Origin of the sequence: Paramagnetospirillum kuznetsovii, assembly GCF_003284725.1 — a bacterium.
In the GTDB taxonomy this organism is placed as follows: domain Bacteria; phylum Pseudomonadota; class Alphaproteobacteria; order Rhodospirillales; family Magnetospirillaceae; genus Phaeospirillum; species Phaeospirillum kuznetsovii.
On record NZ_PGTO01000044.1, the window covers coordinates 1 to 9,207 of the forward strand.

Genomic DNA, 9,207 nt, shown 5'->3' on the forward strand with positions numbered 1-9,207 from the left:
CCTTGGGCTTGGGCCACCTCGGCACTGGTGAAGCTCCAACTGCCGTCGCCATTGTCGTGGCCGATGGCCGCGCCGCCGATGGCCGAGGCGTAGAAATGCGATCCGGTGGGCACGCCCGAGACCGTCAGGGTCAGGCTTTCATTGGACGCCGTCAGCGCTTCGGTCAGATTCAGGTTGATGCGGCTGTCCTCATTGCCTGACGCGGGGGCCGTCTGAACCAAGGCGGGCGTATGGGCTGTCGCGTCCACCGTGACCGACAAGGTCACCGGAGCCGAGGTCGCGCTTTCCCGGCCGACGGCAATGGGGTTGGGGTCTCCGGCCTGTTCTGTCGAGGTGGCGGTCACCGTCAGGGTGAAGTCATGGGCGTCGTTGGTGGCGGGCGTGATCTTCAGCCCGGCCAAGTCGGCCGAGGACAGAGTCCAACTGCCGTCGGCATTGTGAACGCCGTGATTCAGCGTCGCGCCACTGGGCACGCCGGTAATGGTGACCGCCGAAATGCTTTCCGAGCCGTCTGTATCGCTGAGATGAGGCGAGATGTCGAGCGCGATGGCGGCGTCCTCGTTGCCCCGCGCTTGGTTCAGGGTGAGGCTTGGGGCGTCGGCCACCCGCAGGACGGAAACGTCGAACTCCATCCGTCCCGAACTGGCGGACAAGCCGGAATCGGTGGCAGAGGCCGAGACCTCAAGACTGATGGTCCCGCCAAAATCATGCGGCGGCGTCAAAGTCAGACCGTTGAGATCGGATGTGGTCAGGGTCCAACTGCCGTCGGCATTTTGGTTCCCGTGATTCAAAATGCCGCCTGTGGGCACGCCATAGATCATGATCTGGGACACGGAGTCCCCGGCATCGCTGGCCGAGACCTTGATGGTCAGCGCGATGGCATCGTCTTCATTGCCGGTCACGTCGGAAACGACGACGTTGGGAGCGCCGACATGGGCTTGTGGAATCACCACATCATCGGCCTTCGCCGTCGAGGCCGCCTTTTCAGGAGCCGACGGCGTCACAGTCTGGTCAACAGTGGAAACGACCGTCTGGGACTGTGGCGCGACAACCGTGGGAGCAGGCGCGGGAGCCACGACGTTTGGGGGCGGATCCTCTGCGGTCTGCACTGACTTGGCGGCCGCGGCCTCGCCACGACTGGAATTTTCCAGCGTCGGCAGCGTCAAGGGGCTGACCGCGGACGAGCCATCGGCTCTTGTGGTATTTTCCGGACCGATCGGCTTGGCATTGTCTATGGCATCGACGCCTTGGCCCTGGGGAGCGGCCGCGGCAGCGACCTTATCGCCCCCGTTGGCGGCCCCGGCTTGATCGGGCACGACAGCGACGAAGGCGGCCGCCAAGTCAGGGGTTCCCTGTTGGATGGCGGCCAGCTCGTTGATGCCGCCGCCCTTTTCCTCATCTTGGGCCTGCCGCGCCTCGCCGGACTGCAGCGACTGCCCTCCTGGCTGCGCTAAGACGGTGAGATCGTCAAGCAGTGTTCTGTCATCGGCTCCGTGCTGTGCCGCCTGAGCAACCGCGCCTGCATCTTCCGCCATAACACCCCCCTCTCCGCCGCCCCCTGCCGGAGGCAGCCGAAGCACTCACCCACATCATCCCTTTGGGATATTACCATCTTATTGGGCCAGATTGAAGAGAATCGTAACGCATTGTGTTTGTTCTGAGGTGCCAATTACAAACAAAATGTAACAAATTTATATATGCGATTAAAATGACGACAAAATTTGAATAACTGTTTTAGAGCCCCCTTAGAAATTCCAGATAAGCGGCTTCCGGAAAACTTTACCTATTTATGCGAAAAACTCTCGATTCGACTTGAGAGACCTGACTGCTGAAAAGGATCGGCTATGAAACAGCGGAAGTTCAATGACAGTCGGATCGTGCTCATCCTCCGTCAAGCGGAAGAAAGTGCGCCGATCGAAGAGGTTTGTCCGCCAAATTCAGGGGAAGGACAGAGGCGCAGTGGCACAGCCCAACCACGTCTGGGCCATGGACTTCATGCCCGACCAACTTAATGACGACCGACACATCCGCGTGCTGACAATCATCGACGCCTTCAACTGAAACACTCGCCATGTGAGTGGGCTTGTATTTCAAGGGGAACGGTAACGGGGATATCCCTTGAAATAATGGCGACAAGCGCCTCCCAGTTGAGTGGCCTCCAGCGGCTTTTTTAAGCATTACCTTACGATGCGCCAGTCTCAAACTGCCCGACCGGCTCTGGCACGTAGATCTCCACGGCATCGTCCGCTGGGATCAGAGTGGCTTTGGCGGCCGGTATGGTCTGCTTTTCCTCATCCCGGTCCAAGACGATCAGATGATCCATTTTCCCCGTCTGAAGGAAAACGGCATCAACGACCTTACCCCAGCGACGACCGGCCATCCGGGCGTTGGCGCCGGTCAATTTGCTTGCAAGCATCTGGCCTTCGGCAAGTTCAAAGATAGGGGGATCGCGACGAATTAGGCGTGCCTGATCTGCCGAAAGGGGAAGAATGATCACCGGCCGTCCGACGGACGGCATCATTTGGCTCCAGGAGATCAGAGTCTTGCCCTGGCGGTAGCCGTAATAGTCAACAATGGCCGCGACCAGCCCTACAACTGAGCCATCACTGCCGATGACCACGTCCGCCACCGCTCCCAGTTTGTCGCCGGGAATGGCATGCAAAGACTTTCCCACGACATCCCTGGCGCCCCATGTCTTGGTGGCCGGCAGTTCAGGCTCGGGAACAGTCGCTTCCGTCACTTTAGCGGGCGCCCCCAACTCAGCGACAAGATCTGGAAATATCCACCCAGTGATCGGCATGCCGGACGCGCTCTGGTAGGCCTTGATGGCCTCGGCAAGCCGCGTCTCGACCACCCCGTCAACCTGGCCGGCATAATACCCAAGTTCCTTTAGGCGGCGCTGAACCACCCTCACTTTCTCGGGATCGGTCTCTCGCAAACTATCGTGAACAATAGAGTGCCCTGTATGTCTCGAGCGCCCCTCATCCGAGGTCGGTGGCAATTTTGAGACGTCTTCCAATTCGGTGATCAGGCTAGGAGAAATCCACCCCGCGGGAGGCAATCCTCGCTCCGCTAGATAGGCGTTAATGGCCTTGCGGGTCTTCTGACCCAGAAGACCGTCGAGAGGTCCAACTGAGTAGCCCAATTTGCGAAGACGCCGCTGCACCTCCAAGACGTCGGGGGACTTTGTCTGGCGAGCCATCCTTTCGGAACCATCGAGCCGCCCATCGTCTGCGATTACTGTGTCGCTCACGGATGCGCGGCGCTCGACATTGGCTGCCCATCCCGTGCTGTAAAGCGCAAGCGTGGCCGCGGAGGCCAACCTGAAAATGGAACGCATGCTGGAATTCCTCAAAAGGAGGCGGATCGGAAAGGGTGACTGTGCCGTGACCTCATTCGGCTCTTCTTCTGGCCGCGCCCATTCACCAGGGAAGGCAGTTAGCTTGATATCATAGTAACCAGTGCTCTGGCGACGAGGGATGACAAAGGAGCCTGACGATAATACTTGGCCATCCTGCGCTGGTGCCAGGAACGCCGGGGCGAATGGCATTACATCGTGCCGGGTAAGCCGCCCAGAACGCTTTCATCGAAAGCTTCAACGGTAGGCTGCGCGACGAATGTCTCAAAGAGACGCTGTTCACCTCATTGAACCACGCCAGGGCCGTCCTGGCGGCCTGGAAGGATGATTACAACTATGTGCGGCTTCACACCAGCCTCGGCAACACGCCATTGGAGATGGCCGCTCGATACCGAAAGCAACCAGAACCGCCCATTTCGGGCATCAAAACTAGATGGGCCTCTATCTCTGAGCGGTAACAAGTTCGGGAACAGGTCAGTAACGCTCAAAACCACTCCAAACGGTAAATATCAAAAATCATCACACATGTGACCGCAACTCAGACCACCCCGTAGGAACACTATTGAAAATAATTAATAGTAGAACAGAATTTTCCACGCGACCTCAGCACTGGTAACGCGTCACCACGGGCCTGGATTGGGAACGCCAGGGCAGTAACGCGTTACCACCTCGCGTGAATTGCGAGGGAAATTCTTGTCCCTCCTCCTGATTCCCTAGCCGAGCACCACCGAAGAAGTCGGTACCTTGGGATCGTTAACGGCGGGAAAGCCTTACTCCAACTCCCAATTCATCATCAACTAGCCCCACACCGGCAACCTCAAGCGCCTTAAGGATGTCTGCAAGGGTTCGTGGATAGGGTGTCCGTGCTCCTCGCTCGAAATCCGCCAAAGTTTGTTTAGCCACTTTGGCTTCGCCTGCCAGTTTGTCTTGCGACCAACCGAGCATCGCACGGGCAGCTCGGCATTGGGCTGGGGTCATTTGGATCAACCTCAATATATTTAATTGACGTTAGCCTAGCGCCAATATATTGTATTGAGGTTAGATCGATTTGGAGCCCCACCGCAATGCCATTTCAACCTCACCTCCCCCTCGGCCCTATCGCCGCCCGTGCACCATCAAACTTTCTGCCTCGGGCGGCCATGCTGGCCCATAGCAGTTCCACCATGCTGGCCTCGGTTCTGCACCGTCAGCTCCCCGGCAATATGCGGAACGGCGACTGCAGGGGCCTTTCCCAGAGCCTCCATGATGGGCGGATTGTGGTTGAGGACATTGCTCTTCCTTATTTGCCGAAGATCAGCGATCAGGAGATTGATCGGCTGTTGCTGATTTCGCAGCGCGGCCGCCACAGTCCAAGCCACCGTCGGCTGATCGTTCACCTCCACCTGCTGGCAATTGCGCTGATGCCGGACAGCGTCATCTACCCCGAAGTCGCGGTTACTGAGGACCGCTATCCGTTGCGTTGCGATGTTGGGGCCTGGAGTGTCCACGGAACGCTGAATGCGTTCGAGGCTGGCGCAACTAATGGTGCACGCATTACGGAAATGCTGAATGGCCGCGTCATGCGGGTGATCGTCATCCCTTATGCATCGCTCAGCTACCCGATGATCCTTGGCTACGCCTTCTCCAACCCCGACAACCCGCCTTTGCCGATGCTGTCGGGAACCGATGGCCGTCGTGCGATGGCCACCCTGACAGAACAGATAACCTCCACTCTCTCCATTGCCGCTTAGTCCAAAAAGGAACGCCTCAAATGAATACTGCCCGTCCTGTCACCCACGCCGATATCCGCAACCTGCCTGAGCAGATCAACCTTTCAGTCAATGACATGCTTTGGGCCTTCGGTCTCTCGATGCCCTCCTGGGGGAGTCTGAAAAACACCTTGAATGAACAGGCCAGGCCGGTTCTCGCACTTCTGGCCCGATGGCTATCCGACCACCCGGATGAAAATGTACCGCTCCGCGCTCCCACACCTGCCGAACTGTTCGACATGTTGAACGTTAGCCTCGGTGAGAAGGCCCCCAGCTTGAAGTTTTTTGGCCTGCACTTGGGCCTGGATGCTACCGGCGGATACCGCTGGATCACTCTTGGTGGCGGTTGTCACGGTGCCACCAAGCGGTCGATGTCGATCATCTTGGGAGAAGGGCAGTTTGGCCTGGAGAACCGCTGGCTGGCATGGGTTGAAATGGCCCAAGCCGAAGCCCGTTTGCGGGGCATTTCAGACCTCATGATCGCGAATAGCTGGACCAGCCAGACCGCGTCCTAGCCCATCTTCTTTTCAAATTAATCCAATCATTTGCAATGCGCCCCCCAGGCGCAGACACCTGAGGTTTGCCAAAATGGATGATCCTTCCTTCCCGCCCGTACCTTCTCCGCCACTCTTGCCTCCACTTGATGCGATTTCGACGCTACATCTTTGGCGCAAACTTGGCCCTCGTCACCTCCTTGACGACCGGAAGGTTTCCGCTGCCGCCGCCGAGTTGATCCGCGGGGCCCTGGGTAATGCCCACTTCTCCGTTCCAGAAATGGCCAACGCCATCACGGGGCTACGCAGCGGCGATATGTCACTTCTACTGCCGATCATTGCCTCGATGCCGGAATCGCCCGCCGACAACAAGGGCGCGATCTTCGACCTCCGCATGACCATTGTACTGGCCGGAGTGCTGCTGTCTCAACATCGATGGCATTCCCAAACCGAGCATCCATTATCTCGGGGAATGCTGGCACAGGGGCTTGCCACATGGGCAGCGCACATCGCCCCTCCAAGCAGAGAGGTATTGCAAATTCCGAAACACCTTCGAAACGCCCATCAGAGGGAAGAGATTGGGCAATGGCGCCGGGACCGACGTCGCGCTCAACGTCTATCTTTGGAGTGGGCGGCACGGGACCAGTTCCGTGATGCCGTCGCCCTCGCCGAACAAGATCGAAGCGCCAACGAATCGCTGACGGCGATCCTGGGACGTGCCCGCCAAAAGCTGGAGAAGATTGAAAGCACCGCTGTGTCGGATGACAGCCCCACCAGTCCTGCAGCGGATGTAGCATCCGTAGTGGTAATGCAGGTTCCGCTCGACATCCGCTCCTCCATGAGCCGCGAAAAGCGCGACGAGGCCAGCTATTGGAACAGGCTGTCCATGCCGTTACCTCTGGGTGGTGGGCAGATTACCCCTGATCGCATTCACCAGGATCTGAAGGCTGAATTCCCGTGGATGAATGCCGTCATTGATCGGATTTGCGATGATCTCCGTCTCCACCACCTGCGCGCTGGTCCTCAATGGTTCAAATTCAGGCCAATGCTGCTGGTTGGCCAACCTGGCATTGGAAAATCCAGGTTTGCCCGCAGGGTTGCCGAACTCGTCGGCCTTTCATTGCGCACGATTAACTTGGGAGGAAGCTCCGATTCCCGCGATATCGCTGGCACCTCAAAGGGCTGGGGCACAGCAACTCCTTCCGCGATCGTCCGAAGCGTCCGTGAGTCCGAAATGGCGAATCCGTTAATCCTGGTCGATGAGGTGGAGAAAGCAAGCGCGAGCAACCACAACGGTCGGGTTATCGACGTGCTGCTAACTCTGTTGGAGCCAGAAGGGGCACGCCAATGGCACGATGAATGCTTATGTCGCAACGTAGACCTTCGCCACGTAAATTGGATGTTGGCGGCAAACAACTCTGACAATTTGCCAACGCCACTGCTTTCAAGGCTGGCGGTCATCAAGGTTGAAAAGCCGCCGAGCACAGCTTTTCCCTCAATTCTGGCTGGAATCATGTCGGACCTCTCACTTGAACTGGGAATTGTCAACGCCGGAGAGAAAGGGAGCCACCGCGCCGGAGCAAAAGGGAGCCACTCGGTGGTTGGGATGGGGGAAATGCGAAGGGGGGCCGATCGGCCCCCCTTCGCATTTTCGGCCGCCGATTTCCCGTGGTCGTCAGGGGGTGATGATCTCGCCGGTGTCGGGATCGATGATGTCCGGTGGTGTGGTTGATCCGGCAGAAGCGGCCTTCCGTCGTCGTGCTTTGGAATGCGCGAGACGGTAGCTCTCGCCGTTCATCTCCAGAATGTGGACGTGATGGGTGAGGCGGTCGAGCAGTGCACCGGTCAGGCGTTCCGAGCCAAACACCGAAGTCCACTCGTCGAATGGCAGGTTCGAGGTGACGATGGTGGAGCCGCGTTCGTAGCGTTGGCTGAACGCCTCGAACAGCAGTTCGGCGCCGGTGGGCGACAGTGGCACGTAGCCCAGTTCATCAATGATGAGCAGCTTGTACGCTTGGATCTGGCTCTGGAGCTTGAGCAGACGCTTCTCATCGCGGGCCTCCATCATCTGGCTGACCAGTCCGGCCGCAGTGGTGAACCCGACCGAGAAGCCGTGCTGGCAGGCCGCCAGCCCAAGGGCTAGGGCCGTGTGCGTCTTGCCGGTGCCGGAATTGCCCAGCGCGATGACGTTTTCGCGCCGGGTGATGTAGTCGCAACGCGCCAGATCGAGGACCAGCATCTTGTTGAGCGACGGGATGGCGGTGAAGTCGAAGCTGTCGAGCGATTTGACCGCTGGGAACCGGGCCTCTCGGATGCGGCGCTCGACCGTCCGTCGTTCCCGCTCGATCAGTTCCAACTCGGCCAGCCGCAGCAGATAGCGGGGATGGTCGACGCCCTCGGCAGCGCAGAGCTGGGCCTGCTTGTCGTATTCGCGCAGAAAGGTCGGCAGCTTGAGGGTTTTCAGGTGATGAGCCAGCAGAACCTGCGGCAGAGCCGTCTCGGCTGATGTCGTCATGCCGCTTCTCCCAGCAAGGCCATGTAATCGGCGGCGGCGGTGGTCTTGACCTCCGCGCCGGGCAGGAAGGGATAGGCCGACAGATCCAGTCGCGGCGGACGCCGCTCGATCCGGCATAAGGTCAGGTGCTTGATGGCATCGAAGGCGATGGCGCCACGCTCGATGGCATCCCTGATCGCCGCCGTCACCGGTGCCAGCGGGAAGACCTCCAGCAGTCGCAGAACCTGAACGAACTCCCGTCGGCCACGTTTGTCCATACGGGCTTCCAGCAGGCGGCGCAACTCGGCGAATACATCGGGCAATTGCCATCCTTGGAGTGGAGCGGCTTGGTCCAGTGCGCCGGTCTTCTGCTCCAGCAGGGCGAGATAATGCAGGGGATCGAACACGAAGTCGGCACTGTCGTATGACCGGGGATGACGGGCGATCACCTCGTTGCCGTGGGCAATCACCACCTCATCGACAAACCCCTTCACCAACACCTCGCGGTGACCGAACTGGGTCGGCACCGAATAGTCGTTGCAGCGGTAGCGCACCAGGCTGAGCGAGCTGACCCGGCCGGGGCGTTTGTCGCACGGCTCGAAGGGGGCGGCAGGCAATGGACGGAAGATGGCAAGATCAGCAGCCAGCCGCTCACCTATGGTCTGGTGGTGGCCCCGCAGCACGTCGCCATGGTGCTCCAGACTGCGAGCCAGCAACATGGCATTGAGTGCGTCGAAATCAGCGGCCACCGGTTTGGGCACCATCCAGTTGCGCCGGGCGTAGCCGACCAACCCCTCGACCTTGCCCTTGTCATTGCCCTTGCCAGGGCGCCCAAAGCGATCCGTGAACAGGTAGTGGGACTGCAACTCGGTGAAGGCCCTCGTCCGCTTCCGCTTGCCGTCGCCGAGAATCTTGGCTACCGCCAGTGTCGTGTTGTCGTAGAGGATCGACACAGGCAGGCCACCGAAACGGTCGAACGCGGCGACGTGGCCATCCTGACCTGCCGTGGAACTTTCATCCAGCCATGGGTAGAGTCCCGACTAAAGTTACGCCGTCTGGCGCGGGTTGAGCAATGGGGCCGGGCTCGGAGCCCCGGAGGGGCTTCGATTTCGG

7 protein-coding genes and 2 pseudogenes are annotated in these 9,207 nt (G+C 59.3%); 4 read left to right on the top strand and 5 right to left on the bottom strand.

Annotation, left to right across the window (positions count from 1 at the left end; genetic code table 11):
* Window positions 1-1,535, bottom strand: a 1,535-nt coding sequence (locus CU669_RS20660) for a hypothetical protein (protein WP_146747836.1), incomplete at its 3' end; no start/stop codon positions are given.
* A gap of 647 nt (window positions 1,536-2,182) precedes the next feature.
* The gene (locus CU669_RS20675; RefSeq protein ID WP_161539761.1) at window positions 2,183-3,340 is read right to left on the bottom strand and encodes a peptidoglycan-binding protein; all 1,158 of its coding nucleotides are present in this window, start codon (window positions 3,338-3,340) and stop codon (window positions 2,183-2,185) included.
* Window positions 3,341-3,508: 168 nt separating this feature from the next.
* On the opposite strand from CU669_RS20675, the pseudogene CU669_RS20680 reads away from it, so the two are divergent.
* Window positions 3,509-3,816: pseudogene (locus tag CU669_RS20680) on the top strand (integrase core domain-containing protein); the annotation flags it as partial.
* A gap of 295 nt (window positions 3,817-4,111) precedes the next feature.
* Here CU669_RS20680 and CU669_RS20685 read toward each other — a convergent pair.
* The gene (locus CU669_RS20685; RefSeq protein WP_275667829.1) at window positions 4,112-4,336 is read right to left on the bottom strand and encodes a helix-turn-helix domain-containing protein; all 225 of its coding nucleotides are present in this window, start codon (window positions 4,334-4,336) and stop codon (window positions 4,112-4,114) included.
* Between the two features lie 185 nt (window positions 4,337-4,521).
* Here CU669_RS20685 and CU669_RS20690 point away from each other — a divergent pair, with 185 nt between their 5' ends.
* The 3 genes from CU669_RS20690 to CU669_RS20700 all read left to right on the top strand — a co-directional run bounded on the left by CU669_RS20690 (window position 4,522) and on the right by CU669_RS20700 (window position 7,332).
* Window positions 4,522-5,088 carry a hypothetical protein gene (locus tag CU669_RS20690; RefSeq protein WP_161539762.1) on the top strand — a complete coding sequence of 189 codons (567 nt, stop codon included), beginning with the start codon at window positions 4,522-4,524 and terminating at the stop codon, window positions 5,086-5,088.
* Between the two features lie 20 nt (window positions 5,089-5,108).
* The gene (locus CU669_RS20695; protein WP_112147486.1) at window positions 5,109-5,621 is read left to right on the top strand and encodes a hypothetical protein; all 513 of its coding nucleotides are present in this window, start codon (window positions 5,109-5,111) and stop codon (window positions 5,619-5,621) included.
* Window positions 5,622-5,694: 73 nt separating this feature from the next.
* Window positions 5,695-7,332 carry an AAA family ATPase gene (locus CU669_RS20700; RefSeq protein ID WP_112147487.1) on the top strand — a complete coding sequence of 546 codons (1,638 nt, stop codon included), beginning with the start codon at window positions 5,695-5,697 and terminating at the stop codon, window positions 7,330-7,332.
* On the opposite strand, the gene istB is transcribed toward CU669_RS20700, so the two are convergent.
* Together istB and CU669_RS20710 are read right to left on the bottom strand one after the other, a co-directional pair.
* Window positions 7,276-8,115 (bottom strand): IS21-like element helper ATPase IstB, encoded by an 840-nt coding sequence (gene istB / locus CU669_RS20705; RefSeq protein ID WP_112147488.1) that lies wholly within the window; start codon window positions 8,113-8,115, stop codon window positions 7,276-7,278. The genes CU669_RS20700 and istB overlap by 57 nt on opposite strands.
* Window positions 8,112-9,110, bottom strand: a pseudogene (locus CU669_RS20710) (Mu transposase domain-containing protein); the annotation flags it as partial. The pseudogene CU669_RS20710 and the gene istB, both read right to left, overlap by 4 nt.
* Between the last annotated feature and the right edge of the window lie 97 nt (window positions 9,111-9,207).